At 43.5% G+C, this 26,987-nt stretch carries 23 protein-coding genes; 16 read left to right on the top strand and 7 right to left on the bottom strand.

Annotation, left to right across the window (positions count from 1 at the left end):
• Window positions 1–16 precede the first annotated feature (16 nt).
• The 4 genes from HMPREF9380_RS03000 (at window position 17) to HMPREF9380_RS03015 (ending at window position 6,986) form a co-directional block, all read left to right on the top strand.
• A complete protein-coding gene (locus HMPREF9380_RS03000; RefSeq protein ID WP_004192928.1) occupies window positions 17–1,063 on the top strand; it encodes a hypothetical protein in 1,047 nt (348 codons plus the stop codon).
• Between the two features lie 194 nt (window positions 1,064–1,257).
• A complete protein-coding gene (gene tehB, locus HMPREF9380_RS03005) occupies window positions 1,258–2,121 on the top strand; it encodes an SAM-dependent methyltransferase TehB (RefSeq protein ID WP_004192926.1) in 864 nt (287 codons plus the stop codon).
• 423 nt (window positions 2,122–2,544) lie between these two features.
• Window positions 2,545–4,614, top strand: coding sequence for a M13-type metalloendopeptidase (locus HMPREF9380_RS03010; protein ID WP_004192922.1), 2,070 nt, complete (start codon window positions 2,545–2,547; stop codon window positions 4,612–4,614).
• A gap of 320 nt (window positions 4,615–4,934) precedes the next feature.
• Window positions 4,935–6,986: a C69 family dipeptidase gene (locus HMPREF9380_RS03015; protein ID WP_004192919.1), complete on the top strand. Its 2,052-nt coding sequence runs from the start codon at window positions 4,935–4,937 to the stop codon at window positions 6,984–6,986.
• A 91-nt stretch (window positions 6,987–7,077) separates the two neighbouring features.
• On the opposite strand, the gene HMPREF9380_RS03020 is transcribed toward HMPREF9380_RS03015, so the two are convergent.
• Window positions 7,078–7,638 (bottom strand): TetR/AcrR family transcriptional regulator, encoded by a 561-nt coding sequence (locus HMPREF9380_RS03020; protein WP_004192917.1) that lies wholly within the window; start codon window positions 7,636–7,638, stop codon window positions 7,078–7,080.
• 141 nt (window positions 7,639–7,779) lie between these two features.
• On the opposite strand from HMPREF9380_RS03020, the gene HMPREF9380_RS03025 reads away from it, so the two are divergent.
• From HMPREF9380_RS03025 to HMPREF9380_RS03050, 6 genes are all read left to right on the top strand, one after another.
• Window positions 7,780–8,481, top strand: coding sequence for an ABC transporter ATP-binding protein (locus HMPREF9380_RS03025; RefSeq protein ID WP_004192916.1), 702 nt, complete (start codon window positions 7,780–7,782; stop codon window positions 8,479–8,481).
• Window position 8,482: 1 nt separating this feature from the next.
• Entirely contained in the window at window positions 8,483–11,206 is a 2,724-nt protein-coding gene (locus HMPREF9380_RS03030) for an FtsX-like permease family protein (protein WP_004192914.1), read from the top strand.
• Between the two features lie 93 nt (window positions 11,207–11,299).
• Window positions 11,300–12,148, top strand: coding sequence for a metallophosphoesterase family protein (locus tag HMPREF9380_RS03035; protein WP_004192912.1), 849 nt, complete (start codon window positions 11,300–11,302; stop codon window positions 12,146–12,148).
• 56 nt (window positions 12,149–12,204) lie between these two features.
• Window positions 12,205–12,654 (top strand): Rrf2 family transcriptional regulator, encoded by a 450-nt coding sequence (locus HMPREF9380_RS03040; protein WP_002912933.1) that lies wholly within the window; start codon window positions 12,205–12,207, stop codon window positions 12,652–12,654.
• Between the two features lie 229 nt (window positions 12,655–12,883).
• Window positions 12,884–13,741: a VOC family protein gene (locus tag HMPREF9380_RS03045; RefSeq protein WP_004192909.1), complete on the top strand. Its 858-nt coding sequence runs from the start codon at window positions 12,884–12,886 to the stop codon at window positions 13,739–13,741.
• 35 nt (window positions 13,742–13,776) lie between these two features.
• On the top strand, window positions 13,777–14,280 hold the full coding sequence (locus tag HMPREF9380_RS03050) for a methylated-DNA--[protein]-cysteine S-methyltransferase (protein WP_004192907.1): 504 nt from the start codon (window positions 13,777–13,779) through the stop codon (window positions 14,278–14,280).
• A gap of 111 nt (window positions 14,281–14,391) precedes the next feature.
• On the opposite strand, the gene HMPREF9380_RS03055 is transcribed toward HMPREF9380_RS03050, so the two are convergent.
• From HMPREF9380_RS03055 to HMPREF9380_RS03075, 5 genes are all read right to left on the bottom strand, one after another.
• The gene (locus HMPREF9380_RS03055; RefSeq protein WP_004192906.1) at window positions 14,392–15,084 is read right to left on the bottom strand and encodes an alpha/beta hydrolase-fold protein; all 693 of its coding nucleotides are present in this window, start codon (window positions 15,082–15,084) and stop codon (window positions 14,392–14,394) included.
• Window positions 15,065–16,093: an ABC transporter substrate-binding protein gene (locus HMPREF9380_RS03060; RefSeq protein ID WP_004192904.1), complete on the bottom strand. Its 1,029-nt coding sequence runs from the start codon at window positions 16,091–16,093 to the stop codon at window positions 15,065–15,067. The genes HMPREF9380_RS03055 and HMPREF9380_RS03060 overlap by 20 nt, the downstream gene beginning before the upstream one ends.
• A gap of 55 nt (window positions 16,094–16,148) precedes the next feature.
• Entirely contained in the window at window positions 16,149–16,904 is a 756-nt protein-coding gene (locus HMPREF9380_RS03065) for an ABC transporter ATP-binding protein (protein WP_004192902.1), read from the bottom strand.
• A gap of 1 nt (window position 16,905) precedes the next feature.
• The gene (locus HMPREF9380_RS03070; protein WP_032907646.1) at window positions 16,906–17,952 is read right to left on the bottom strand and encodes a FecCD family ABC transporter permease; all 1,047 of its coding nucleotides are present in this window, start codon (window positions 17,950–17,952) and stop codon (window positions 16,906–16,908) included.
• A gap of 358 nt (window positions 17,953–18,310) precedes the next feature.
• Window positions 18,311–19,393: a M24 family metallopeptidase gene (locus tag HMPREF9380_RS03075; RefSeq protein WP_004192899.1), complete on the bottom strand. Its 1,083-nt coding sequence runs from the start codon at window positions 19,391–19,393 to the stop codon at window positions 18,311–18,313.
• Between the two features lie 162 nt (window positions 19,394–19,555).
• Here HMPREF9380_RS03075 and ccpA point away from each other — a divergent pair, with 162 nt between their 5' ends.
• From ccpA to thrS, 6 genes are all read left to right on the top strand, one after another.
• Window positions 19,556–20,560, top strand: coding sequence for a catabolite control protein A (gene ccpA, locus HMPREF9380_RS03080; protein WP_004192897.1), 1,005 nt, complete (start codon window positions 19,556–19,558; stop codon window positions 20,558–20,560).
• A gap of 245 nt (window positions 20,561–20,805) precedes the next feature.
• Window positions 20,806–21,804 carry an LTA glycolipid anchor biosynthesis glycosyltransferase, IagA/BgsA family gene (locus HMPREF9380_RS03085; protein WP_004192896.1) on the top strand — a complete coding sequence of 333 codons (999 nt, stop codon included), beginning with the start codon at window positions 20,806–20,808 and terminating at the stop codon, window positions 21,802–21,804.
• A gap of 1 nt (window position 21,805) precedes the next feature.
• Window positions 21,806–23,128, top strand: coding sequence for a glycosyltransferase family 4 protein (locus HMPREF9380_RS03090; RefSeq protein WP_004192894.1), 1,323 nt, complete (start codon window positions 21,806–21,808; stop codon window positions 23,126–23,128).
• A 71-nt stretch (window positions 23,129–23,199) separates the two neighbouring features.
• Window positions 23,200–23,682, top strand: coding sequence for a hypothetical protein (locus HMPREF9380_RS03095; RefSeq protein ID WP_004192892.1), 483 nt, complete (start codon window positions 23,200–23,202; stop codon window positions 23,680–23,682).
• Window positions 23,683–23,944: 262 nt separating this feature from the next.
• Entirely contained in the window at window positions 23,945–24,586 is a 642-nt protein-coding gene (locus HMPREF9380_RS03100; RefSeq protein ID WP_032907643.1) for an ATPase AAA, read from the top strand.
• On the top strand, window positions 24,583–26,526 hold the full coding sequence (gene thrS, locus HMPREF9380_RS03105; RefSeq protein WP_004192887.1) for a threonine--tRNA ligase: 1,944 nt from the start codon (window positions 24,583–24,585) through the stop codon (window positions 26,524–26,526). Before HMPREF9380_RS03100 ends, thrS begins: the two co-directional genes overlap by 4 nt.
• Window positions 26,527–26,580: 54 nt before the next feature.
• On the opposite strand, the gene HMPREF9380_RS03110 is transcribed toward thrS, so the two are convergent.
• Window positions 26,581–26,943 carry a MerR family transcriptional regulator gene (locus HMPREF9380_RS03110; protein WP_004192884.1) on the bottom strand — a complete coding sequence of 121 codons (363 nt, stop codon included), beginning with the start codon at window positions 26,941–26,943 and terminating at the stop codon, window positions 26,581–26,583.
• Window positions 26,944–26,987: the final 44 nt, after the last annotated feature.

The raw sequence follows: 26,987 nt of genomic DNA, 5'->3' as shown, positions 1-26,987 counted from the left end.
AGAAGAAAGGTAAAAAATGATAAGAAAACTATTGTTAAGTCTTCTTTCTTTAGCAGTCTTGGGACTTGCCATATTTGCTTGGCAGTGTCATTTAAAACAAGATCAGCTTCAAAAAGCCAAGGAAGAAAGAGAAACTTATGAATCCTTAAATTATTATACAGGGACTTTTACAATTGATGATTATTCTTTTCTTGAAAATGGTACAGGGGTAGTGGTTCATTGGAAATCAGAAAATCCAGAGGAAGATGCTTTAGTTCGCAAATATGCTACTCTACCGGCAACCTCAGAGAATCCAACGCATGTGACACGTGGTGCGCATAATCCCAACTATATTGTTCGAGAAAATATCAAACTTCCTTCAATGCCGAATATTATTGATAAAAAAAATGAAGGTAACTATTATACCTTATCCATTTACCATATTAAGAATCAACAGTTAGAAGGTTATAAAGAAGATTTGTATAAATTAGTTTCAGACTATAATTCTCGATATTTACCTAGAGGAATAGAGGAAACATTAACTGTCATTGATGGAAATAATTATTTGTCTATTTATGCCTCTGAGTCTGGGGAACATGATAAGTTTCAAACTCTTTGGTACAATCTTGATACTCGAAAAATTGAATGGGAAGATAATAAGACAGCACAATACCAAAGTCCCACCTTTAATTTTAAACTAAATACGCAACAATTTGACGAAAAGTTGGGAAATTTTAAATTTCCTATTACATATCCTTTAGGCGAAGCTGTGGATACAAGTTGGATTCGAAATATCTTGATGGCGCAAACAGACCCAAAGGCAGCGGAATTATTGGAAAAAACGAACTCTCAACTTTATATACTTGATAAGAGCGTTAAAGACTATCTAGAGTTTTATAGTCTATTGGTTCCTTCGAATACAGACTTATATGAAGGTGTGATTCCAGCAAGTATCAGTAAAGATGGATTGGAACATCCTTTTAGCTCTAAAGAGGAATTCAACCAGTTTTATGACGAGAGTAAGGATAAGGAATTAATGAAACAAAAACAGAATAAATCAATTTTACAAGAAAGGGTATACTGATGAGTCGTAAAGAGATAGATGCTGAAAAGTAAAAGAAAGTAAACTTCCTATGTGAGAAAGAACTGGCTGACTGACCAGTTCTTTCTTTTTGCAGGGAAGGCCGTTCAATTTGCCACTTGTCAAGTCGGTTCTTTTCGAGTATGATAAAGACAGTTAGATTATTCGTAGTGTAGCTTTTAGAGAAAGGATTTTTTATGACAGAAGAATTGCTAGCTTATAAACGTATGCCGCTGTGGACGGCTGAGACCATGCCAGAAGCGGTAAAGAGAAAGCACAATACCAAAGAGGGAACTTGGGGCAAAATCACTGTTCTTAAGGGACGCCTTAAGTTTATCGAGATGTCAGAGGAAGGTGAGGAGCTGGCTGAGCACATCTTTGAGGCTGGTCAGGACAATCCTTTTGCCCAGCCCCAAGCTTGGCATCGGGTCGAAGCCCTGACAGATGATGTGGAGTGGTATTTGGAATTTTATTGCCGGCCTGAGGATTATTTCCCTAAAAAATACAGCAGCAATCCAGTGCACTCAGAGGTTTTGGAAGCTATGCAGACAGTCCGGCCAGGGAGGGCCTTAGACCTAGGCTGTGGTCAAGGCCGCAATGCTCTTTTTTTGGCCAAGCAGGGCTTTGAAGTAACGGCCGTAGATCAGAATGAGCTAGCACTGGAGATCTTACGGAGCATTGTGGAGCAGGAGGATTTGGATCTTCCAGTTGGTAGCTACGACATCAATTCAGCTAGTCTGACCCAGACTTATGATTTGATCGTTTCCACCGTTGTACTTATGTTCCTGCAGGCGGAGCGGATTCCGGATATTATCCGCAATATGCAAGAGCACACAGCGCTTGGTGGCTACAATCTCATCGTCTGTGCTATGGATTCAGAAGACTTCCCATGCTCTGTTCCCTTTCCTTTTACTTTTAAGGAAGGCGAGCTTGCCGAGTATTACAAGGATTGGGAGCTGGTTAAGTACAATGAAAATCCTGGTCACCTCCACCGACGTGATGAAAATGGCAATCGAATTCAGCTGCGCTTTGCGACTATGCTGGCTAAAAAGGTTCAGTAGAATACAGTGGGACAGAAGTTGATTTTTTTAAATTTAGCTTTGCTCACTTATTTTGAGGTTCAGGTTTAAAAGGTCTGGGAGACAATTTAAATTGTCTCAGATTCAATATTTTTTGAACTTAATAAAGCTAGACTGAGGCATTTTTGTCTCAGTTTTTTTATTTTAGTAAAAAACTTTAGAAATATTTTAGAATTTCTTGAGAAATATCTGAAGTTTGGACGCTATACTAGAAAGTGCAAGGAGGAGAGAAAAGAGCTGGAAGCAACAGGACAGCTGATAGAAACTTTAGTTTTTCTTTAAGTGTGACTCTAGAGCAGATCACTTTTAAAAGCAGACTGAACGACCTTATTCTCTCTTCTTGCGGCAATTTTTTCCAGACCTTCATTTTTCTGTTGACGAGGAAAAAAGAATATGTTAAAGTAAATGAGTAAAATAAAAAAGTCAATTATATTTTACTTAATATACAAGGAGGAACTCATGAAGAAAAGAACCAAAATCATTCTAACTTCTACGTTGACTGTGACCGGCCTAATCTTGGCTGCCGGTGGCTATTGGGCTTATAAGACCTTTGTCCCTCAGGAGACACCGATCGATAAGAATGCCACAGTGAGGACCAATTACTATCAGGCTATCAATAAAAAATGGCTGGAAAAGGCAGAAATCCCTAGCGATCAGCCGTCTAATGGTGTGTTTTATGAGCTGAACGAGCAGGTCAAGGATAAGATGAAGGCGGATGTCAAAAATCTAGTCTCTGGTAAAGAAGAGTCAACGATTGAAGGCATGCCTGAGTTTATCAAATACTACCAGCAAGCGACTGACTTCAAGCAGCGGGAAAAGGATGGCTTAGATCCTCTCAAGTCCTATCTCAAGGAAATTGAAGACTTGTCCGATCTAAAGGACCTAGCTGGCAAGGCTGTTGACTGGGAAAAACGCGGTTTGGCTCTGCCGTTTACTTTTGAAATTAGTTCTAACCTAGAAAATACCAATCAGAAACAAGTGAATCTGTCCAGTCCAAGTCTTATGCTGCCGGATAAGAGCTACTATGAAGATGAAGCTGCTAAGAAAAGGATGATGGATCCGCTGGAAAAAGCATTCAAAGAAGCCATGCAAAAGCTGGGCTACAGTGAAAAAGAGAGCGAAAAGATTGTCAAAGAAGCCTTAGAATTTGATGGAGAATTGGCCAAGTATGCCCAAAGTAATGAAGAAACTTCGGAAATTAAAAATCTTCACCATCCTAAGACGGCTGAAGACATCAATGCTTACTCTGATACCTTTAAGTTTCACGATATTATCAATGACTATCTAGGCCAGGAATCTGGTGATGTCAATGTACCTAACCCTAAGTATTATGAAAATTTTGCCAAGGTAGTTAATGACAAGAACTTTGGCAAGCTCAAATCTTGGATGCTTGTGAAGCAGGCAGCATCAGCATCTAGTTTTCTAACCGATGACTATCGGCTGATTTTTGCAGAGTACCAAAAATCCTTGCAAGGTACTAAGGAAGCAACTTCAAAAGAAGATGCAGCATACAATCTGACAACAGGAACTTTTTCAGATGTCTTCAGTCTTTACTATGGACGCAAATATTTCGGTGAGGAAGCCAAGCAAGAAGTAACCCAAATGGTCAAGGATATCAAGGAAGTCTATCGGGAACGTATGCTGAAAAACGAATGGCTATCAGAAGAAACCAAACAGAAGGCAGTCAAGAAGCTGGATATTATGAAACTCTATATCGGCTATCCTGAAAAAGTTCGCGAAGTGACTAAGGCCTTGAAAGTAGACGATAAAAAATCCTTCTTTGAGAATGCAATTGCTTTGAGTCAAGCAAAACATCAATATGATGTTGAGCACTTCTCTGAGCCAGTAGACAAGGACGAGTGGGCGATGCCTTCCTATGATATCAACGCTTACTACTCACAGGAAAATAACAGTATCAACTTCCCAGCCGCAATCCTGCAGAATCCATTCTTTGATGTTAAGCAAGAGATGGAAAAGAACTACGGCGGTATCGGTATGGTTATCGGTCACGAGATTACTCACGCCTTCGACTCAAATGGTGCAAACTTTGATGAAGAGGGTAATTTGAACAATTGGTGGACAGAAGCAGATAAGAAAGTTTTTGACAAGAAAATTGAAGCTGTTACCAAGCAGTGGGATGGTATTGAAATTTACGGCGGCAAGGTCAACGGAAAGCTTACAGTAACAGAAAATGTAGCCGATGCCGGTGGACTTTCAGCCACTCTCGAAGTTGTTAAAAAGAAATATCCAGATGCAGACTTGAAGAATTACTTTGAAAACTATGCCAATATCTGGAGAAGCAAGGCTAGTCTGCAATTTAACCAACTTCTTCTGAAGGTAGATGTCCATGCTCCGTCCGAACTGCGGGTCAACCAGCAACTCAAAAATGTAGAGGCCTTCTATGAAACTTATCCAGAAATTAAAGAAGGTGATGCCATGTATCTGGCTCCAGATAAGCGGGTCAGCGTATGGTAAGATTGCTTGTCTAGGAAAAGATGAGAAAATAATATAAGTTATGAAGCACAACCAGTTTGGTAATAGGAGAGAAGTTTGTCCTTTTTCTCCTATCCATTCTTTCCTGCAATACTTGCGCGGCTGCGGTTTGTGCCTCCGCAGCCACGTGTCTTTAAAGTCGGATTTTATCTGGCTTTTTTCTATTTTGAAATGAATTATTTATCTAGTAAATCTTACACGTCAAAAAAATGAAATCGCTTGCAAAACTTAGAGTAAAAGGCTATACTGAATATAGTATTTAATTTTGTAATTTTTCACAAAAAAACAAAGGAGATATTTTTATGAAAAAAATATTGTTTCGTTCCTTGTTAGCTATTTCGACCATTTTTCTCTTTCCTTTCCAAGTGGTCGAAGCCTGCACAGGATTTATTGTCGGGAAAGACCTTACGGCAGACGGCACAACGCTTTACGGTCGGACAGAGGACTTGGAGCCAAATCACAATAAGGTCTTTCTGGTTCATCCGAGAAAGACTAATGCGAGTGGTGCCAAACTAGTCGATGAAGCCAACGGTTTTGAATGGACCTTGCCGGCAGAAAGCTACAAGTATACTTCGGTATCAGATGTGACCCCATCCCAAGGTATTTTTGACGAGGTTGGCTTCAATGAATACGGTGTTTCCATTTCTGCGACTGTTTCTGCCAAGGCCAATGATGCCATTCAAAAAGTGGATCCTTATGTAGAAAATGGCTTGGCTGAGTCTATCCTGACAACTGTCGTTCTGCCTCATGTTCAGACAGCCCGTCAGGGTGTGGAACTGATGGCGCAGATTGTCAGAGAGCAGGGAGCAGCAGAGGGGAATATTATCACCATTGCTGACAAGACTGGTGTCTGGTATATGGAAATCCTATCTGGCCACCAATATGTTGCTATTAAATTCCCAGATGACAAGTATGCTGTCTTTCCTAATACTTTCTTCTTGGGCAGTGTTGACTTTGACGATACAGAAAACGTCATTGCCTCAAAAGGTGTTCAGGATGTAGCCAAGCAAGCTAACTCTTATAAAGAAATTGACGGCAAATTCCACATTTCTCAGTCCTATAATCCACCGATGGCAGAGGCAGATCGTTCTCGTGCCTGGGCAGGTATCACCAGTCTAGATCCAAATGTGGCCGTGTCTTATAACGACTCTTACTTTGATCTCATGCACTCCACAGACAGAAAGATCAGTGTAGCAGATGTAATGGCTATGCAGCGCAATCGCTTTGAGGGTACTCAGTTCAAACCGCTGGACCAAATGGAGCTAGATGGTAAGGGGCTGCCACAACGCGGTACGACTGATCCTGTTTACAAATATCCGCTGGGCAACCCAAATGTCATGGAAGCTCATATCTTCCAGCTCAAAGACGGCGTTCCAGCCAATATGGGCGGAGGCACTATGTGGCTGGCGGTAGGCAGTCCGCGCTTCTCACCTTACCTGCCTTATAATGGGAATATCACGGATACTTACGATGCTTATAAGGTCAACACAACTAGCTACAGTCCAGACTCTTGGTACTGGGTGGCATCTCATATCTACGATATGGCGGCCAAGCATCAGGACCTATTTGGTACTTCTGTCCAAGACAAGTGGAAGGCTTTGGAAGCCCGCTTTATTGAGGAGCAAAATGCTCTGGATGCAGCCAATGCAGCTCTGCCAGACTCTTCAGCAAAAGTTACTGAGGAAACACAAGCTCGAGCAGCGCAAGTCTTTAAGGAAATGAAAGAGCTAGAAGCTGAAATGGAAGCTAAAATCAAGGAAGCAACAAAAACAACTCCATCTAGCTCCAGCAAAGATTCTAGCGGCTCTTCGTCATCTCAAAGTTCGTCAAGTTCTTCCTCTTCGGCAACCTCTAGCAGTTCTGATACACGGACGGAAGTCAATGTAGAAGATGACAACTTGGTGGATCTCGCAACTGGCATTCGCTTGAAAAACGCTGACTTGGTCAAGGCCGGTCTTCAGCTGTCTGTGAAAAAACTGGAAAGCAAGATTCAGCCGACTGATACTTATGACATTAGCTTGACCGATCCGAATGGTCAGCCGGTGCATCAGGTCAGTCCAACTCTTGTGACGATCCCACTTAGCAAAGATCTGCCAGTAGATGCCGTCTATGCTTTGGATGAAAATGGTAAGCAGGTTGAGAAATTTGATGTAACGGTTAATCAAAACCAGACCATCAGCTTCACGACCAATCATTTCTCTGTTTACCAAGTGCAGTATCGAAATGAGCAGTCCGTCAAGGCCAAGAAAAAAGACCTGCCATCAACAGGTGAGCAAGTGACCATCATGGGCCTTGCAGGATTGATTATCCTAGCAGGAGTCTTCTTCCTTTTGAAGAAAACAAAGAAAAACTAATCTAAAATAAAAAGAAGGCCGAGCAATATGTTCGGCCTTTCATAGTGGAAAAAAACGACTCTTGTCCAGGCTAGCCTTCAAGCTAGAGCCCTTATCTCAAATAATCATAGTTATAAGTAGTCAAAATTATGTCAGTGAGTTCTTCAGGTTCTTCTTGAGCTCCTCCGGCTATCCAAAGAGAAATAATCCCCTCAACACTGGATAGGAAGATTTCCAAGGCGTATTTCTGAGGGATATGGAAGTTCTCCTCTAAAAAACGCTGGGTAGCAGCCTTTTGCTTATCACTCAGAATGATACTGGTTATGTACTCCCGAATAGCCTCCCGAAAGTCAATATAATGGCTCTTGGTCAAGGCATTGATAAGACGTTCATTAGCACGGAGTATATGAAATTTTGCTATCATTAACTTTTTGGGATATTCGTTCTCTGCTTCAAACATGCTATAACTAGAAAGTTGGGAAATAATGTCGTTTTTGAGACTATCAACCATCTGATATTTATCTTGGTAGTGGAGGTAGAAGGTGCCGCGATTAATCCCTGCCCGTTTGCAGAGTTTGCTGATGGAGATAGTATCAAACCTTTCCTCTGATAGTAGTTGAATCAAGGCTTCCTTGATGTCTTCCTTAGTGCTAGTTTTTCGTTTCTGGACCATTTTTCTTCCTTTTTGCTTAAATCAACACTTTGTTGATTTTTGATTATTGCTTTTTATCTAAGCTCATTATATAATATCTGTGATTTAGAATCAACACCTTGTTGATTTAAGGAAACGAGCTTTGAAAAGGAGAGAAACGATATGGCTTATATTGAAATGAAACATAGTTTTAAACGTTATCAGGTAGGTGACACGGAAATTGTTGCCAATCATGATATTTCTTTTGAGATTGAAAAGGGGGAACTGGTCATTATCCTGGGTGCTTCTGGTGCCGGTAAGTCAACAGTGCTCAATATCCTCGGAGGTATGGATACCAATGATGAGGGAGACATCTTGATAGACGGCCAGAATATTGCTGACTACAATTCCCACCAGCTTACGGACTATCGTCGCAATGATGTGGGCTTTGTCTTTCAGTTTTACAATTTGGTGCCCAACCTGACGGCCAAGGAAAATGTCGAATTGGCTTCTGAAATTGTCAAGGATGCCCAAGATCCAGTGGCCGTTCTAACCGCAGTTGGTATGGAAAATCGCCTCAATAACTTTCCAGCCCAGCTATCAGGCGGGGAGCAGCAGCGGGTGTCTATCGCTCGGGCTGTGGCAAAAAATCCCAAGATTTTGCTCTGCGATGAGCCGACAGGAGCTCTGGACTACAATACCGGCAAGCAAGTGCTGCAAATCTTACAGGATATGTCCCGCAATCAAGGGGCAACGGTGATTATCGTAACCCACAATGCTGCCTTAGCTCCCATTGCTGATCGGGTCATTCGCATGCACGACGCGAGAGTCAAGAGTATCACAGTCAATGATCAACCACAGGATATAAGTACATTGGAGTATTGATATGAAGAGAAAGATTTATTGGAAAGATATTCTGCGCTCCTTCACTAGCTCTAAAGGACGTTTCCTATCTATTTTAATCCTCATGATGCTGGGCTCTTTAGCTCTTGTGGGACTTAAGGTCGCTCCACCCAATATGCGCAGAACAGCAACAGATTACTTGAAAGAGCAGCGAACCATGGACTTGGCCGTTATGGCGGATTATGGATTGGATGCGGAGGATCAGAAAGAGCTGGAAGCTATCAAGGGAACTGATGTCGAGTTTGGCTATCTGACAGATGTCACCGTGGACGAGGAGGCTCTCCGAGTATTCTCAGATACCAAGGATATTTCAAACTTTCAAGTGACCTCCGGTCGTCTTCCTAAGAAAGAGCAAGAAATTGCCTTGGCTAGCTTTTGGTCCAAGAAATATAAACTTGGTCAGGAGATTGATCTGACCGAGAAAGCAGGCAGTCGGTCAGTTCTGAAAAATAAGACCTATAAGATTGTGGGATTTGTCAACTCGGCAGAACTCTGGTCTGATAGAAATCTGGGCAATGCGACTAGTGGAAGCGGTGCTTTATCAGCCTATGCTGTAGTCAGCCCCAAGGCCTTTGATACAGATGTTTACAGTATTGCCCGCCTGCGCTATCATGATTTAGAAAAGCTGGCTCCCTTCTCTGAAAGCTATCAGGAGCGTTTGGAGCAGCACCAGACTGCTTTGGACAAGAGCCTGGAAGATAACGGAGCGGCCCGTTTTAAGCGATTAGAGGCAGATGCCAAAAGCACCATTCAGAAGGGCCAAGATAAGATTGCTCAGGCAGAGAGCGAGCTGACCCAAGGTAAAAAGCAATTAGAGCAAGCTGAGAGTCAGCTAGACCAGCAAAAAAGCCAGCTAGCGGCAGCTCAATCTGCTTCTATCCTCCCTCCTGCACAGCTCAGCCAGAGCCAGCAGCAGATTCAGGAAGCTGAGTTCCAGCTCAATCAGAAAAAAGCAGAGCTAGCTCAGGCAGAGAAAGACTTATCAGCTAGCAAGGACAAGCTAGCTGACGCTAAGGCAAAGCTTAGTCGTTTGAAAGAGCCGGCCTATCATAGCTATGACCGCAAGTCCCTGCCAGGTGGGAATGGCTATCATATGTATAAAAACTCCATGAATAGTATTGCGTCGATTGGCAATATCTTCCCGGTGGTGCTCTATTTGGTGGCAGCTATGGTGACCTTTACCACCATGACTCGCTTTGTCGATGAGGAGCGAACGAATGCAGGCGTCTTCAAGGCTCTAGGCTATCATAGCCGAGATATCATTTGCAAGTTTGCTCTTTACGGTTTGGTGGCGGGGAGTCTAGGTACTTTCATAGGGATTCTGCTGGGACATTATTTCTTGTCTGGAGTGATTTCTTCTATTATTACCAGAGGGATGGTGCTCTCTGCCCCTCATGCATATTTTTATATTTCCTATAGTTTACTGGCCCTTGGGCTTTCCCTTCTATCCAGTGTTCTCCCTGCCTATTTGGTGGCAAGACGGGAGCTGACAGAAGAAGCAGCCCACTTGCTTTTGCCCAAGCCACCGGTCAAAGGCTCCAAGATTTTCTTGGAAAGACTGACCCTTATCTGGCGACGTCTTAGCTTTACTCAGAAGGTCACAGCTCGCAATATCTTTCGCTATAAGCAGCGGATGTTTATGACCATCTTTGGTGTGGCGGGTTCTGTTGCCTTGCTCTTTGCCGGTCTAGGACTCCAATCTTCTATTGGTGGTATTCCAAAACGTCAGTTTGAGGAGATTCTGCGATACGACTTGATTGTCGCTGTCAATCCTGGGGAGAATCAAGCCGAGCAAGACAAGCTGAAAAAGATGCTGGCAGATGACTCGATTGCTGACTATCAGGAGATCTACAGTGAAACCTTGACAGAGAAATACAAAGGAAAAAAAGAGACAGAATCAGTCACTTTAATGGTTACGGACAAGGAAAATTTTGAACCTTTTATTTCTATGGAGAGTCCTGACAACCAGCAAAAGCTGACTATCAAGGACGGTGTAGTTGTTTCGGATAAATTGGCCCGTATAGCTGGAGTTAGCCCCGGTGGTAGTATAGAGCTGGGTGGTAAGTCAGTCAAGCTCACAGGAGTCAATGAGAATCATTTTGGCCATTTTGCCTTTATGAAGGCAACTGACTACCAGAAAATTTACTGGAAAAAGCCCGAGAAAAACGCTTATCTAGTGCGACTCAAGGACTCTTCTAGCAAAAATATTGTGGACAAGGCCAATGAATTTATGAGTCTCAAGTTTGTCAAGAGTGTTTCTCAAAATGCAAGCATGGTGAAGCAGTTCAATGTTTTAGCTGATTCTCTTAATAATACAATGCTAATTTTGGTCCTGATTTCCATTCTTTTAGCAATCGTCATTCTCTACAACCTGACCAATATCAATGTAGCTGAGCGGATTCGCGAGCTGTCCACTATCAAGGTTTTGGGCTTCCATAATAAGGAAGTGACCCTCTATATCTATCGAGAGACCATTATTCTGTCAGTGATTGGGATGGCAGTTGGGCTTCTAGGCGGTTTCTTCCTGCATCGTTTTTTGATTGAGAAGGTTGCGCCTAGCATTATCAGCTTAACCCCTCAAGTAAGTCTCTCAGTCTATCTGTTTCCTCTAACAGCGGTGACTCTTATTCTGACCTTGCTTGGCTTCTTTGTCAATTACCGCCTCAGACGGGTGGATATGCTGGAAGCACTCAAGTCTGTTGATTGATAAAAATACTTCAAAACTTTCCCTCACTTGTGAGGTGGAAGTTTTTTTGAACTTTGATATAATATTCCTTGTAAAGAAAGAGAAAGACACGCTATGACACGAAAAATTGCCTTATTATCCGATGTGCATGGAAATAGCACAGCCTTGGAAGCAGTACTGGCGGATGCGGAAAGCCAGCAAGTGACAGACTATTGGTTTTTGGGGGATTTGCTCCTGCCAGGAACCGGTCGCAGGAATATCCTAGATAGGATGGAGCAGCTGAGCATCAGCGTCCAGGTCAGGGGGAATTGGGAAGACAGCCTCTGGCATGCCTTGCATCAAAAACTAGATTTGGATCGTCCCAGCCATCTCTATCTGACCCGGCTCTGTCATTTTGTCCTAGAGGAAATCCGTCCTGAAGAGATTGACCGCATGCAGGAACTTCGTCTGCAGATCTTGACAGAAGTAGAAGGATTGAAGATTGCGGTCAGCCACCATCTGCCCGATAAGAATTGGGGGCGGGAGCTGATTCATATTGGCGAGCAGAGCGATTTCGACCGACTTTTTGAGGGGAATGACTGCGCTGTCGCTGTTTATGGTCATATTCACCAACAGTTTCTCCGTTATGGGACTCAAGGGCAGCTGATTATCAATCCCGGCTCTATTGGTCAGCCATTCTTTCTAGATTCGGCTTTGCGTCAGGACTTGCGAGCCCAGTATGCCATTTTAGAGATTGATGAGACGGGTCTGGCTGATGTCGACCTTCGGCGCGTGGCCTACGATGTGGAGCAGGAGCTGAGATTGGCTCGGGAGCTCCACTTGCCTTATTATGAGATTTATCAGGAGAGTTTGGTCAATGGTATCCACCATACCCACAATCACGACCTACTGAGAGAAATCAGTGAACGGGAAGGCTATGCAGATGAGATTGCAGCTTTCTTAAAGTCCAGTCGTAACTCTTGAAGTTACACCCTTTTTGGGATATAATAGTGAGAGAAAATGATGAGGGAGGAGAAAAAATGCAGATTTCTAGCCGTTTTACCATTGCCACTCATATGCTGATTGTTCTGGCTTTGGAGGGAAAAAAACAAAAACTGACAAGTGATATCCTTGCCGGCAGCGTTGGCGTCAATCCAGTTATTATTCGCAAGACCCTGTCTCAGCTCAAGAATGCCGGGATGATTACCGTTGCTCGTGGGACTGGAGGAGCTGAGATTGCCAAAGATTTGAAAGATATTAGTCTGTTGGACGTCTATAGTGCGGTTGAATGTCTAGGCAAGAGTGGCCAGCTCTTTAGTTTTCATGACAAGCCCAATCCAGACTGTCCTATCGGCAAGAACATTCACAATGTCTTAGATGACCGCTTGGCAGCTATTCAGGCAGCTATGGAAGCTGAATTGGCTCAGACCAGCCTTGACGAAGTTGTCGCAGCAACCGAAAAAGAAATTAAAGAACAATCTGTTTCCTAGGAAGCAGATTGTTTTTTTTGTTAAGAATTTTCCGAGATGTAATTATTGACATTACATTAGAATGTGCTATACTAATAGTTGTAATAAAAACAATTACAATCCGAATAATCCTTCGGAGCAAATAGAGATGTGGAAAACCATATCAAGGAACCTATTTCTGTTTTGGAGAAATAAAAAAAGATGGAGCAGGAGCACTGCTGAAATTTAAAATTTAAGAGAGGAGAAAAACATGACTTTTGAATATCAAAGCAAGATTTATCTAGGAGAGGTGGCGCTTTATGTGGCCGATTTAGCAAGACAAAAGGACTTTTATCAGCGTGTTTTAGGGCTGGAGCTTTTGGAAGAGCAGGACAGACAGGTTGCTTTGGGCAGGGACGGACAAGCGCTGGTGAGGCTCTTAGCAACCAGTGACCGACAGCCCGTCAAGTCGGCTTACGGTCTTTATCATTTGGCGCTTTTGCTTCCAAGTCGTCAAGCTTTGGCGGATATCCTTAAGCATTTATCAGAGAATAAAGTTCCTATGGTTGGAGGGGCAGACCACGGTTATAGTGAAGCCATTTATCTGGAGGATCCAGAAGGCAATGGCATTGAGCTTTATCGGGATAAACCTCAGACTGATTGGGATATTCGAGAAGATGGCCGCATTATCGGAGTGACGGAAGCGCTCGCGGCTCAAGAAATCTATGAACTAGGTCAGGAAGTCCAACCATTTAGTATTGCGGAAGGCACTCGTATGGGCCATGTCCATCTGTCTGTGAAAAATAGCAGAGCTGCCAGTCATTTTTACCAAAAGCTTCTAGGCTTGGAGGATAAATTTTCTGTACCTTCTGCTAGCTGGTTGGCATCAGGGAACTACCATCATCATTTAGCCGTCAATGAGTGGGGAGGTTCTCACTTGAATCATCGCCAACCTAAGCAAATGGGACTAGCCTATTTTGAAGCGCAAGTAGAAGGGAAAGAAGAACTAGTAGCTATTTATGAAAATGCTCAGGTCTTACAAGCGCCAGTCCGATGGATTAGCTCCCAAGAGCTAGAAGTCACAGACCCAGATGGGATTGTGGCAAAAATTAAGACAAGAGTGGTATAATAAGGCATATCAAGAAGATCGAAGAAAGAAAAAATATGTACAAGACTTATTATACATCGCCGATTGGCCGGATTCTCATCTTGACGGACTCAAATGCCTTGTTGGGACTTTGGCTTGAGGGACAGAAATATTTTGGGGCAGGCTATGATTTGGAGCAAGCAGAGGAGGAAGAGACAGAAGTCAGCCGACGCGTCTTTGCTTGGTTGGACGCTTATTTTAAGGGAGAAAATCCCGCAATAAATGAAATTCCATTGGCACCTCAAGTAACTGAGTTTAGAAGCAAGGTTCTGACAGTGCTGCAGAAGATTCCCTATGGGCAAACGGCTACCTATTCAGATATTTTGCGAGAATTGCAGGCTGAGTATGGAAAAATTGGCTCGGCTAGAGCAGTCGGTGGCGCTATCGGTCATAATCCGATTTCCCTTCTGATTCCCTGTCACCGGATTGTCGGAAGCGACGGCAAATTGACCGGCTATGCCGGCGGTCTTGATAAAAAAGCCTTTTTGTTGAAACTAGAGGCAGGGGAGAAAACTGAATAAATCTTTCTACTCAAGACTTTTACCATTTTACTGGTAAGAGTCTTTTTTACGTACAGCAATAAACTAAAAATCCCCTTTGTCAGCTGTTGTAAGTGACAAAGGGGATTTTCATTAGTCAATATGCCATTGTGTGGCCAGCCAGTCGGCAAAGGCAACATAGCGCTCTTTGAGGACTTCATGATGCCCATAAGGGTCAAAGATGGAGCAGGTGGTAAGGATTTCTTTCTGAATCAAGCGATGAATTTCTTCAGCATAGAAAGGAGCCTTGGAAAGTCGGTTCGAGTGATTCGCGCCTTCAGCCTTTCCATTCTGCAAATAAACCAGACAGCCCTTGTTTTTCAAGTTCTGGGTCCGGCAATAGTCGGTAAAACCAGGGTACCAAAAGGAACCGCAGATAGAAAAGACGCAGGGGATCTTGCAGTCGCTATAGAGACTGTAAACAGCCGCTAGTCCACCGAGAGAGTAGCCACCATAGGCAATTCTCTTGTCATCCAGTCTGTAGTGCTGTCTGATTTCTGTTAATATATCACTGAAGAGCTTTTGGTGGTAGCTATCTGCTCTGCCGCCAAAATCAGGATTGCCAGGCTTTAGAGCATTGGCTTTCCAGGGTGTATAATCGTCCAGCCTGTTGTTTGATATCAGTCCGATTAAGATTACCGATGGAGAAAGCTTGCTTAGGTAGTTTATCTGTCCATCGTTTAGCAAGACAGCAGGATAAGGTCGTGATTTGTCATAATCTTGGGGCAGGGCAATGTTGACAGTGATACCCTCCCAGACAAAAGTCTTATTTATTGACAAAGTCATTGATTTTCTCGAGTGAGTCGATTACTGCAGGACCGTAATCCATGAACTCATCATAGGAGATGGTCATGATATTCTGATTTTTGACCGCTGGGACATCTTCCAGAACGGAATTGGCTTTCATTAGATCAACTGCTTGCTCATCCATGGCCTTGTTGCGGTCGCTGGTTACGTAGATGATGACTTCAGGATCCATAGAGACCAGATTTTCCAAGGTCAAGTCAGAGGTTCCGGTCGCTACATTGGTATAGCCGAGCTGGTTGAGCAGGCTCTCCTGCAGGGCAGATTTATAGGCACCGAAAGTCTCATCGTTGTAGGCACACATGATGAGCGCTTTTTTCTTTTCGCCTTGGCTAGTCTTATTGGCTTTCTTGACAGTGTCAATTCTTGCTTGCAGCTGGTCAGCATACTGATTGGCCTTGTCTTGGACATTAAAAATGGTTCCTATATTCTTGACATCTTCAACAATATTGCCTAGGTCTTGCTTGGTATTGGACAGGGAAGCCTTCTGTGTGTAGACAAGGATTTTGTTTTCATTCCAGGCACTGACTGTCCCCAGAGACTTCTCGGAAAACATCATGTTTCGGCCAAGAAGAGCATCTGGCTCATAGGATAGCACAGTTTCCTGTGATACGGTTTTCTTGTCGCCGACTTGCGGAATGGTGGCAATATCAGCCTTGTATTTATCTGTGACATCATTGTCTGGATTGAGCATACCGGCGATCTTGTCTTTCAATCCTAGTTCAATCAAGATTTCGGTCGTTGAAAGGTTGTTGGTGATGACCTTTTCCGGTGCCTTTTCAAAGACCTGATCAATCTCCTTGCCTTCTGCATCGTAAGTTTTGATTGTCACTGGATATTTTGTCTCTGCTGTGCTCTTTTTCGCGCTCTCTGTTTTGGAGGAAGATTGCGAAGTTGAGCTTTCTTTCGTACTTTCCTTAGATGAAGAATTGCAGGCTGCCATTGTCAGTGCAGCAGTTGCGACGAGTAAGATACTGAGTGTTTTTTTCATATTGCCTTCCTTTCTTGGGCTTGGAGCTTGTATAGATAAAGCTGAGAGTAGACTCTTATAGATACTGAAGCATGGCCTGTCGATCCTTGGTCCAGATCACTTTACTCTGAATACCGTAAACGGCTTGCAGTGAATCATGAGTGATGGCCTCCTTTGGAGCGCCTTGGTATGCAATCTCACCTCCCTTCATGAGGTACAAATAGTCTGAATACCGACAAGCCAGTTGAATATCGTGTAAAACAGCCAAAACATTGATGTTCAGGTCTTTCACGATACGCAGCATATCCAGCTGGTATTTGATATCCAGGTGATTGGTCGGCTCGTCTAGGAGCAGTAGGCTTGGCTGCTGGGCCAAAGCGCGTGCCAGCAGGACTCTTTGCTTCTCACCACCGGACAGGGATAGATAGGTTCGCTCTCCCTTGTCTAGCATGTCTACCTGACTCAAGGCATGACGGACAAGGGCGTAGTCTTTTTCGCTCTCTTTTTGAAAAAAAGAGAGATGCGGCGTCCTGCCCAGCATGACGATTTCTTGGACAGTGCAGTCAAACTGAAGATGGTTAAACTGAGTTACAACGGCTATTTTCTGGGCTGCTTTTTTTATGCGGATCTGTTCAAGTGGCCTTCCGTTTAGATAAATGTCCCCGCTGTCAGGTTTGATTTGGCGGTAGATGGTTTTGAGCAGACTAGTTTTGCCGCTTCCATTGGGCCCTAAAATGGTGTGAAACTGATTTCCCTCGACCTTGAGCGAAATCCCTTTCAAAATCTCTTTTGGGCCAATAGAATAGTGGATATTTTGGCAAGTTAGATCCATATCAGCTACTTACCTCCTTTCGGCTTTTGGCTACAATGTAGATAAAGAAGGGTGCGCCGACCAAAGCGGTGAAGATCCCAATCGGCAGCTCGGCATTTTTGACCAAAATTCTAGCTAAAACATCTGCCCAGACAAGAAAGAGAGAGCCGAGCAGGGTAGCGATAGGAAAGAGCCTTTTGTAGTTGGTACCGACTAATCTTCGAGCAATGTGCGGAGTGATTAGTCCGACGAAGCCGATAATACCGCAGCAGGCAACTAGCACCGCAGTCATGACTGCGACAACTGTGATATAGAGGAACCAGTAAAAACGCAGAGGGACTCCCAGTGTCAAAGCTGCTTCATCCCCCATCATCATAGTATTGAAAATACGATACTGGGAACAGAAAAACAAAAAGGAGAGACCGACAACAAGAGCCGGCAAGGCAAGATCTGACCAAGAAGTTCCAGCCAGTGAGCCCATAGTCCAGAACTTGATTGTCATAAGGCTGTCAGCATTGGCACCGACAGAAATGATAAAGTTGGAAAAGGCGATAAAAAGGGCATTTACAACTGTTCCTGATAAAATCAGACTGCTTGTCGTCATTTTTCCCTGCATGGATGCGATAAAAAGTACCACTGCCGATGCCAGAATGGCTCCTATAAAGGCGCCAGCGCCAGTAATGGATTTGAGCCCTAAGATAATGCTCAGTGTGGCTCCGAAGGTTGCACCGGCTGAAATTCCCAGGATATAAGGCTCTGCGATAGGATTATTGACAGTAGATTGCATGACGCTGCCACAGACAGACAGGCCAGCACCAGCTAGGATTCCCAAAAGCACTCTTGGAACCCGCATGTTCCAAACAATCGCGATTGTGGATGGAGATAGTTTACCTGTGCCAAGGGGAAATCCGAGTTTGCTGAAAATAATCTGGTAAGTGTCTTGTATATCAATAGTAACTGATCCCAAAGAAACAGCTAAAAAGAGGGAACAAGCCAGAAAAATGGTGAGAAGCAAGAACAGGCAGACATAGCGAGAAAATCCGTGATTTTCTGACCTTTTGAAGAGCATCCAGACCTCCTTAACAGCAAAGATTAGAATTTTTAGACAATTTTTCATAAAAAATTATAACATTTTTAAATCAGAAGGGCAAGAAGAGATAAAAACTGGATAGTGCGGAGTAATTGATTTCTTCGGAATGTCTCTGACAGACGACGTCATTGGAGGAAAAGCAGGTAAATCTAAATGACTTAGTATAATTATTGGGAAACAAGAAAAAACGACAGAAAATTTTCTATCGTTTTTTGAAATTATAAATGCTTAAGGACTAAGACAGCTATAACGATGCACAACAATGATAGCTCAAATAACCAGAAGTCCTTTGCCAAACCCAATAATCATTCAAGACATAATATAGGCTTATAAAATTCTATTCAAAATACAGTAAGTCCTTGCTAGTCTCGGTGAAGAGTTCAAAACCATTCTTAGTGACATAGCCGCAGTCCTCGATGCGGACACCGACCTTGCCAGGGATGTAGATACCAGGCTCAACAGAGAAGCACATGCCTTCTTCGATGACCATGTCGTTGCCCTCCATGATAGATGGAAATTCGTGAACATCCATACCGATACCATGGCCGAGGCGGTGATTGAAATACTCACCGTAGCCCGCTTTTTCGATAACTCGCCGAGCAGCACGGTCTACTTCATGAGCTGTGACGCCTGGCTTGATAAAGTCAAGTGCAGCTTGTTGGGCTTCCAATGTCAGATAATAGATATCTTTTTTGAACTGATCCGGCTGGCCGACAGCAACGGTCCGTGTCATATCGCTGGCATAGCCATTGACCATGCAGCCAAGGTCAAAAAGGAGGAGGGCGTTATTTTCGACTTTATTTGCTCCGGGAATGCCGTGCGGATTAGCTGCATTATTTCCCGTCAGCACCATAGTTTCAAAGCTCATCTCATAGCCTTCTCGCTTGATAGCAAAGTCAATCTGAGCGATGATGTCCGTTTCGGTATTGTCCAGTGAAATATTGTCAAAACCGATATTAACAGCCTTGTCAGCATATTGGCCAGCTACTAGCATTTTCTGGATTTCATCGGCAGACTTAATCAGGCGCAAGCGGTTGACGTAAGGAGTCAGGTTGGCAAATTCTGCAGATTCAAAGACAGTTTTCAATCCATGATATTTGGTCAAAATCAAGTTGTCAAACTCAAGAGCGACAGTCTTGAAGGAGTGAGCCGGCAGGGCAGCTTTAATCTTCTGCCAAGGATTTTCAGAGTCCATATAGCCAAGGACTGAAAAGGGAACAGAACCTGAAGCACGCTCAACTTCTAAAGCAGGAACGAAGAGCAGGGGCTCATGATCAGGATAGACAAACAAAAACATCTGCCGCTCATGCGGGTCGCTATAAAAACCAGTCAGATAATTGATAGTGACTGGATCAGACAGGACAGCAGCATCTAGCTTCTCATTTTCGAGATAGTGGGTGATTTGTTGGATTTTTGTCATGGTCACAACCTTCTTTCTATGCCTCTATTTTGGCAAAAAATGTCAAAAAAAGCAAGACTTTTCAAAAACTTATCAAAATACTTGAAAGTGTTTACAAGAAGTGATAAAATGGTGAATGTAGGAAAGTGAAAACGATATTTTCAATAGAAGAAAGGAAACTATATGAACACAGACGACACAGTAACCATTTATGATGTCGCCCGTGAAGCGGGAGTTTCGATGGCGACAGTCAGTCGGGTAGTGAATGGAAACAAGAACGTCAAAGAAAACACACGTAAAAAAGTTTTAGAGGTCATTGATCGTCTTGACTATCGTCCAAATGCAGTAGCACGTGGACTAGCCAGCAAGAAGACTACAACCGTCGGCGTTGTCATTCCAAATATTACCAATAGCTATTTCTCAACCTTGGCAAAAGGGATTGATGATATTGCCGAGATGTATAAATACAACATTGTCTTGGCTAACAGTGATGAGGACGATGATAAGGAAGTATCCGTTGTTAATACGCTCTTTTCTAAGCAGGTGGATGGCATTATTTTCATGGGCTATCATCTGACAGAGAAAATTCGCTCAGAGTTTTCACGTTCACGCACACCGGTCGTTTTGGCGGGTACTGTCGATGTGGAGCATCAGCTTCCGAGCGTTAATATTGACTACAAGCAAGCAACGGTTGATGCTGTAGAATTACTGGCTAAGCGCAATAAGAAAATTGCCTTTGTAAGCGGACCGCTCGTAGATGATATCAACGGTAAAATCCGTCTATCAGGCTATAAAGATGGCTTGAAGAACAAGAAACTTTCATATAGCGAAGGCTTGGTTTTTGAATCTAAATATTCTTATGATGATGGCTACCACTTGGCGGAGCGTGTCGTTGCTTCCAAAGCAACTGCAGCTTTTGTCACAGGAGATGAACTGGCAGCAGGCCTCTTAAATGGTCTGTCTGATCAAGGCATCAAAGTTCCAGAAGATTTTGAAATCATTACCAGTGATGATTCGCAAGTAGCTCGTTTCACTCGTCCTAACCTTTCCACAATCGGTCAGCCCCTCTATGACATCGGCGCTATCAGTATGCGCATGCTGACTAAGATTATGCATAAGGAAGAATTGGAAGAACGCGAAGTTCTCCTGGCTCACAGCATTAGCGAGCGTAAATCAACTCGGAAATAAGCGGTGTTCTGCAAGTCTGATTAGGAACTTCTCTGAACTTGAAAAGCGTCTGAAGAGACTAAGTCAATGACTGCTTTAATGGAGTTTCATGATTATGAAGCGAGGCTGAGGTATAGTACCTCAGCTTTTTTGTGTTTCCGTTCAGCTAGAGCGTTTTCTATATGCTATCAGGCTTTGGATGGATTTTTTACCTCAGTTGCCCTTGTGGTTTTCCTTTTTATTTGATTTTCGGTATAATAGGAAGTATGAAAGTATTACTGTATCTTGAAGGAAAGTCCGTTTTGGAGAAATCAGGAATCGGCCGAGCCCTCCAGCATCAGATGCATGCCTTGGATTTGGCTGGGATTCCTTATACGACGGACGTTTTAGGAGATTATGATGTGGTCCACATCAATACCTATGGTCCCCGTAGCTTGCTTCTCCTCCATGCTGCCAAGAGGGGCAATAAAAAAGTGATTATGCATGGGCATTCGACCAAGGAGGACTTTGAAAACTCCTTTATTGGATCCAATCTCTTTGCCCCACTCTTTGGTAAATACCTGACGCACATGTATAAAAAGGCAGATTTCATTATCACGCCATCGGAGTATTCCAAGCAGCTGATCCAGTCTTATGGGGTCACTACTCCTATAGTGGCTGTATCAAACGGTATTGACCTGCCTAAGTATAAGAAAGATGCTCATAAGGAAGAAGTATTTAAAAAACATTTCAAGATTGAAGAGGGGCAGAAGGTGGTCGTCTGTGCTGGCCTTTATTTCCGCCGCAAGGGGATTGAGGACTTTGTAGAGGTTGCCCGCAGGATGCCAGATGTACGCTTTATCTGGCTGGGCTCTATCAATCTCTGGCTGATTCCGCGCAAGATTCGTCGGCTGGTTCTCTTTGACCACCCTGATAATGTCGAATTCCCTGGTTATTTTAAGGGAGCGGTTTTCCAGGGAGCCATGTCTGGAGCAGATGCCTTCTTTTTCCCGTCCTATGAGGAAACTGAAGGAATTGTTGTCCTGGAAGCCTTGGCCAGTGAGCAGAATGTTGTGTTGCGCGATATTCCAGTTTATCATGGCTGGGTGGATGAGCGTTCAGCCGAGCTCTGTCATAACGTAGACGAGTTTGTCCAGTCTCTGAGAAATGTCTTAGATAAAAAGGTGGACAAGCGCGAAGCAGGCTATCAGGTGGCTAAAAGCCGGTCTATTGACGATGTTGCAGATCAGTTAGTTAAGGCTTATCAAACAGTTTTGGAGATGTAAGATGCGTATTGGTCTTTTTACAGATACCTATTTTCCTCAGGTCTCTGGGGTTGCTACCAGTATTCGGACTTTGAAGACGGAGCTGGAAAAATTAGGTCACACGGTATTTATTTTTACAACGACGGACAAGGATGTCAATCGCTATGAGGATTGGCAGATTATTCGGATTCCCAGCGTACCTTTCTTTGCCTTTAAGGATCGAAGAGTGGCTTACCGAGGATTTTCTCATGCACTGGAAATTGCTCGTCAGTACCAGCTGGATATTATCCATACTCAGACTGAGTTTTCACTAGGGCTGCTGGGGATTTGGATTGCTAAAGAGCTACGGATTCCGGTAGTACATACCTACCATACCCAGTATGAAGATTATGTGCACTATATTGCCAAGGGGATGGTCATTCGTCCTAGCATGGTCAAGTATATCGTCCGTGGCTTCATGAGTGACTTGGATGGGGTTATTTGCCCTAGCGAGATTGTTTATGACCTTTTGGTTGATTATAAAATCGAAGCAGAAAAACGGGTGATTCCGACAGGGATTGAGCTGGCGAAGTTTGAGCGACCGGAAATTTCGCGTGAGGATATCAAAAAGCTGCGTTTCAAGCTAGGACTGGCTGAAGATGAGATAATGCTGCTCAGCCTGTCGCGAATTTCTTATGAAAAGAATATCCAGGCTATCGTTGAGGCGATGCCTGCCGTCCTTGAAGAAAATGACAAAGTCAAGTTGGTCATTGTCGGCGACGGTCCCTATGCGGAAGACTTGAAAGAACTGGTTGCCAAGCTTCAGATTGAAGAAGCTGTCATCTTTACGGGGATGATTGCTCCTAGTGATACAGCCCTTTACTATAAAGCTGCGGATTTCTTTATATCTGCCTCAACCAGCGAGACCCAAGGTCTGACTTACTTAGAAAGCTTAGCCAGCGGCACACCGATTATTGCCCATGGAAATCCTTATCTGGATAATGTTATCAGTGACAAGATTTTTGGAACCCTTTATTACCAAGAGCGAGATTTATCAGGTGCTATTTTAGAGGCAATTATTGCGACGCCTGATATGGATGAGCAGAAGTTAGCAGGCAAGCTCTACGAGATTTCAGCGGAGAATTTTGGTCGCAGAGTCTATGAGTTTTATCTGGATTTAACTATTTCCAAGGACTTCCATAATGAGCTTAGCCCAGAGGAAAGTGCTGCCAAGCGTCTGGCCAAGACAGTGGCCTATCTGCCTGGAAAAGTCATTTCTCTACCAATCAACGGCTCCGTTCGTATCCTCAAAGCTTCGAGTAAGCAAGTGAAAAAAATAAGGAATATAACTAAATTATTAGAATAAAAACATGACTTGCATCATTATGGCGATAGCTATTTATGTAAGGTTTTGTTTAGAAATAGAGGAGAAATCTTATGAAAAAATATCTCAAACAGCTGCCTTTGTTGCTTTTGTTCTATGGCATTGTCGTTGGTTCGGGTTTGATTTGGGAACAAATTTGGCAATATTTTATAAATAATACAGAAAGTATGGGAAGCGATTTGAACTGGCTTTCTAATCTTAATTTATTTTATTATGCTGTGCTGCTTCCTTTGATTGGTGCAGTGATTGTTTATATAAATACTCGGATGCAAGGTTTTTCACTGTCCTTTCTTCTTTTGATTCCAGGGGTTCAGTATTATTATCTATTCAAAAACTTTTTTGACGGACTTTTTTACTCAGGAGACAAGATTTATAATCCAATCACTTCCACGCTTTATAATGCTAGGGATATTCATGTCTTGTTATTCCTTTCTTTGGGAGGAATGCTGTTGGCAGAGCAATACCGTAAAAAACGTCAAGCTGCCACTTTGAGTCAAGAGGCTCTAAATCATTTTTCTGGTTTTGATGGACAATAGCTCTTGCAAATTTTTCCAATCGTGCTATAATGTTTTCTAGAGACATATCACCTGCAGGAAATCTTTTAGAGAGCGCGTGGAGCTGGAAATCGCGTAGAGGATGCAGTTGGGACTACTCTGTTAGCTTTTATGCAAACATAAAACGGTGGCTACGTTAGAGCCGATTCGAGGTGTGAGTCTTTTGACTTGCATAAATGAAGGTGGAACCACGTTGCGACGTCCTTTTATGGATGTCGTTTTTCTTTTGTCAGAAGGAGGGAGAATGGTGCTTTATATGATTGGCGGATCGCCTTGTAGTGGGAAGTCAACAATTGCTTCACTTCTTGCTAGACAGTATCAGCTGCTTCATATCAAGCTGGATGATTTGGTAGACGAGATGATGAGTCAAGCAAGTGCAGACTCACAGCCGATTTGCCTTCTTAGACAGGACAGAAATCCGGAACAAATCTGGATGAGAAATCCAGAAGAGATGGCAGATGAAGAATGGCGCTTTTATGAAGAGATTTTTCCTTATGTAAAATCTTACTTGATAAAAAATCAAGATAGACCACTCTTGGTTGAGGGGGCAGGACTTTTGCCTCACTTGGTAAAGGAGCTTGAATGGCCAGCGTCTTCCTATCTATGCTTGACTCCGACAGCTGATTTTCAGAAAAAGCATTATAGACAGAGAGAATGGGTTCCTTATGTCTTAGAGGGAACAACCAATCCTGAGCAAGCTTTTGAAAACTGGATGCAGCGAGACATTCTTTTTGCTCAAATGGTTCGTAAGGAAGCGATGAAATTAGGTTATTCTAGTCTCATGACAGATGGTCGTCAATCAGAAAAGCAGACTGCGGAAGAGATTGCTCGAATCTTTAAATTGTCCAATATAAATAGAATAGATATTAAAGGAGAAAACTCATGATTAAGATTACTTTCCCAGATGGCGCTGTTCGTGAATTCGAATCTGGCGTTACAACTTTTGAAATTGCTCAATCTATCAGCAATTCCCTAGCTAAAAAAGCTTTGGCTGGTAAATTCAACGGCAAATTGATTGATACGACTCGTGCCATCACTGAAGACGGTGCCATTGAAATCGTGACACCTGACCACGAAGATGCTTTAGATATCTTGCGTCACTCAGCAGCCCACCTGTTTGCGCAAGCAGCTCGCCGTCTCTTCCCAGATATTCACTTGGGCGTTGGTCCTGCCATTCAGGATGGTTTCTACTACGATACGGACAATCAAGCTGGTCAAATCTCTAACGAAGACCTGCCTCGTATTGAAGAAGAAATGAAGAAAATCGTCAAAGAAAACTTCCCATCCATCCGTGAGGAAGTGACCAAGGATGAGGCGCGTGAAATTTTCAAAAACGATCCTTACAAGTTGGAATTGATTGAAGAGCACTCAGAAGATGAGGGCGGTTTGACCATCTACCGTCAAGGCGAATATGTGGATCTCTGCCGTGGGCCTCACGTTCCATCCACAGGTCGAATCCAAATCTTCCATCTCTTGAACGTAGCTGGAGCATACTGGCGCGGGAACAGCGACAATGCTATGATGCAGCGGGTCTATGGTACTGCTTGGTTTGACAAGAAAGACCTGAAGAAATATCTGCAAATGCGGGAGGAAGCTAAAGAACGCGACCACCGTAAGTTAGGGAAAGAGCTGGATCTCTTCATGATTTCTCAAGAAGTGGGTCAAGGTTTGCCATTCTGGCTGCCAAATGGTGCGACTGTCCGTCGCGAGTTGGAGCGTTACATCGTTGATAAAGAGTTGGCTTCCGGCTACCAACACGTCTACACTCCGCCTTTGGCTTCTGTGGAGCTTTATAAGACTTCTGGCCACTGGGAGCACTACCAAGAAGATATGTTCCCAACCATGGATATGGGTGATGGGGAAGAGTTTGTTCTTCGTCCCATGAACTGCCCTCACCACATCCAAGTCTACAAACACCATGTTCACTCTTACCGTGAGTTGCCAATCCGTATCGCTGAGATTGGCATGATGCACCGCTACGAGAAATCTGGTGCCCTGACTGGTTTGCAGCGGGTTCGTGAAATGTCCTTGAACGATGGCCACTTGTTTGTAACGCCAGAACAGATTCAAGAAGAATTCCAGCGTGCGCTGCAGTTGATTATCGACGTTTACGCTGACTTCAACTTGACAGAATATCGTTTCCGTCTGTCTCTTCGAGACCCTCAGGATACGCATAAGTATTTTGATAACGATGAGATGTGGGAAAATGCCCAAACCATGTTGCGAGCAGCCTTGGACGAAATGGGTGTGGACTACTTTGAGGCAGAAGGAGAAGCAGCCTTCTACGGTCCGAAACTCGATATCCAGGTCAAAACAGCCCTAGGAAATGAAGAAACTCTGTCAACTATCCAGCTGGACTTCCTCTTGCCAGAGCGTTTTGACCTCAAGTATGTCGGAGCTGACGGTGAAGAGCATCGCCCAGTTATGATTCACCGTGGGGTTATCTCAACCATGGAGCGCTTCACAGCCATCTTGATTGAAAATTACAAGGGTGCCTTCCCGACTTGGCTGGCTCCGCATCAAGTGACTTTGATTCCTGTTTCTAACGAAGCCCATATTGACTATGCTTGGCAAGTGGCTAAGAAGCTGCGCGATAAGGGTGTCCGTGCTGATGTGGATGAGCGCAATGAAAAGATGCAGTACAAGATTCGTGCTTCACAAACTAGCAAGATTCCTTATCAGCTCATCGTTGGTGATAAGGAAGTAGAAGACGGGACTGTCAATGTCCGCCGCTACGGTCAAAAAGAAACACATACAATATCAGTAGACGAATTTGTAGAGCAGATCTTAGCAGACATTGCCAGCAAATCACGCGTTGAAAAGTAGAATTCATTGGAAAACAATAAAACCCGAGCAATTGGCTCGGGTTTCGTTTATAGACTATTTAGGAAGATTCCTGATTTCTGCTTGATACCATTCAATTTTATTATCTAATTTTTTAAGTGACATTTGCCAATTTTTAATTTGTTCTTGAACAAAGCTGCGGTGCTTCTGCAGCATTTCTAAGCGTTCTTTCAGGCTGCCATCACCTTGGTAGCGTAAGTCAGCATATCTCTGAATATCTTTCAAATGCATACCCGTATCTTTTAAACGCTGAATAAACTGAACCCAAGCAAGATCGTTCTCATCATAGGAACGCTGACCACTTTGATCTCTATCAACTTTAATCAATCCTCGTTTCTCATAATATCGGAGTGTATGCGTTGATAAATTCACTTTTTGGGCAAATAGACCGATTTTCATAAAAAACCTCCTTTGATTTCTTGACTTAGAGTATGGTCTAAGAT

Origin of the sequence: Streptococcus sanguinis SK49 (assembly GCF_000212815.1) — a bacterium.
Lineage (GTDB): Bacteria > Bacillota > Bacilli > Lactobacillales > Streptococcaceae > Streptococcus > Streptococcus sanguinis_C.
This window is presented reverse-complemented; position numbering and strand designations above follow the sequence as displayed.

Excerpts from the sequence above, each read along its gene's own strand:
- HMPREF9380_RS03035 (WP_004192912.1), top strand. The coding sequence starts at position 11,300 with ATGACACGAAAAATTGCCTTATTATCCGATGTGCATGGAAATAGCACA.
- HMPREF9380_RS03070 (WP_032907646.1), bottom strand. The coding sequence starts at position 17,952 with ATGCTCTTCAAAAGGTCAGAAAATCACGGATTTTCTCGCTATGTCTGC.
- HMPREF9380_RS03075 (WP_004192899.1), bottom strand. The coding sequence starts at position 19,393 with ATGACAAAAATCCAACAAATCACCCACTATCTCGAAAATGAGAAGCTA.
- HMPREF9380_RS03060 (WP_004192904.1), bottom strand. The coding sequence starts at position 16,093 with ATGAAAAAAACACTCAGTATCTTACTCGTCGCAACTGCTGCACTGACA.
- tehB (WP_004192926.1), top strand. The coding sequence starts at position 1,258 with ATGACAGAAGAATTGCTAGCTTATAAACGTATGCCGCTGTGGACGGCT.
- ccpA (WP_004192897.1), top strand. The coding sequence starts at position 19,556 with ATGAACACAGACGACACAGTAACCATTTATGATGTCGCCCGTGAAGCG.
- HMPREF9380_RS03025 (WP_004192916.1), top strand. The coding sequence starts at position 7,780 with ATGGCTTATATTGAAATGAAACATAGTTTTAAACGTTATCAGGTAGGT.
- HMPREF9380_RS03065 (WP_004192902.1), bottom strand. The coding sequence starts at position 16,904 with ATGGATCTAACTTGCCAAAATATCCACTATTCTATTGGCCCAAAAGAG.
- HMPREF9380_RS03015 (WP_004192919.1), top strand. The coding sequence starts at position 4,935 with ATGAAAAAAATATTGTTTCGTTCCTTGTTAGCTATTTCGACCATTTTT.
- HMPREF9380_RS03085 (WP_004192896.1), top strand. The coding sequence starts at position 20,806 with ATGAAAGTATTACTGTATCTTGAAGGAAAGTCCGTTTTGGAGAAATCA.
- thrS (WP_004192887.1), top strand. The coding sequence starts at position 24,583 with ATGATTAAGATTACTTTCCCAGATGGCGCTGTTCGTGAATTCGAATCT.
- HMPREF9380_RS03100 (WP_032907643.1), top strand. The coding sequence starts at position 23,945 with ATGGTGCTTTATATGATTGGCGGATCGCCTTGTAGTGGGAAGTCAACA.
- HMPREF9380_RS03050 (WP_004192907.1), top strand. The coding sequence starts at position 13,777 with ATGTACAAGACTTATTATACATCGCCGATTGGCCGGATTCTCATCTTG.
- HMPREF9380_RS03010 (WP_004192922.1), top strand. The coding sequence starts at position 2,545 with ATGAGTAAAATAAAAAAGTCAATTATATTTTACTTAATATACAAGGAG.
- HMPREF9380_RS03090 (WP_004192894.1), top strand. The coding sequence starts at position 21,806 with ATGCGTATTGGTCTTTTTACAGATACCTATTTTCCTCAGGTCTCTGGG.
- HMPREF9380_RS03095 (WP_004192892.1), top strand. The coding sequence starts at position 23,200 with ATGAAAAAATATCTCAAACAGCTGCCTTTGTTGCTTTTGTTCTATGGC.
- HMPREF9380_RS03000 (WP_004192928.1), top strand. The coding sequence starts at position 17 with ATGATAAGAAAACTATTGTTAAGTCTTCTTTCTTTAGCAGTCTTGGGA.
- HMPREF9380_RS03040 (WP_002912933.1), top strand. The coding sequence starts at position 12,205 with ATGCAGATTTCTAGCCGTTTTACCATTGCCACTCATATGCTGATTGTT.
- HMPREF9380_RS03020 (WP_004192917.1), bottom strand. The coding sequence starts at position 7,638 with ATGGTCCAGAAACGAAAAACTAGCACTAAGGAAGACATCAAGGAAGCC.
- HMPREF9380_RS03045 (WP_004192909.1), top strand. The coding sequence starts at position 12,884 with ATGACTTTTGAATATCAAAGCAAGATTTATCTAGGAGAGGTGGCGCTT.
- HMPREF9380_RS03030 (WP_004192914.1), top strand. The coding sequence starts at position 8,483 with ATGAAGAGAAAGATTTATTGGAAAGATATTCTGCGCTCCTTCACTAGC.
- HMPREF9380_RS03055 (WP_004192906.1), bottom strand. The coding sequence starts at position 15,084 with ATGACTTTGTCAATAAATAAGACTTTTGTCTGGGAGGGTATCACTGTC.
- HMPREF9380_RS03110 (WP_004192884.1), bottom strand. The coding sequence starts at position 26,943 with ATGAAAATCGGTCTATTTGCCCAAAAAGTGAATTTATCAACGCATACA.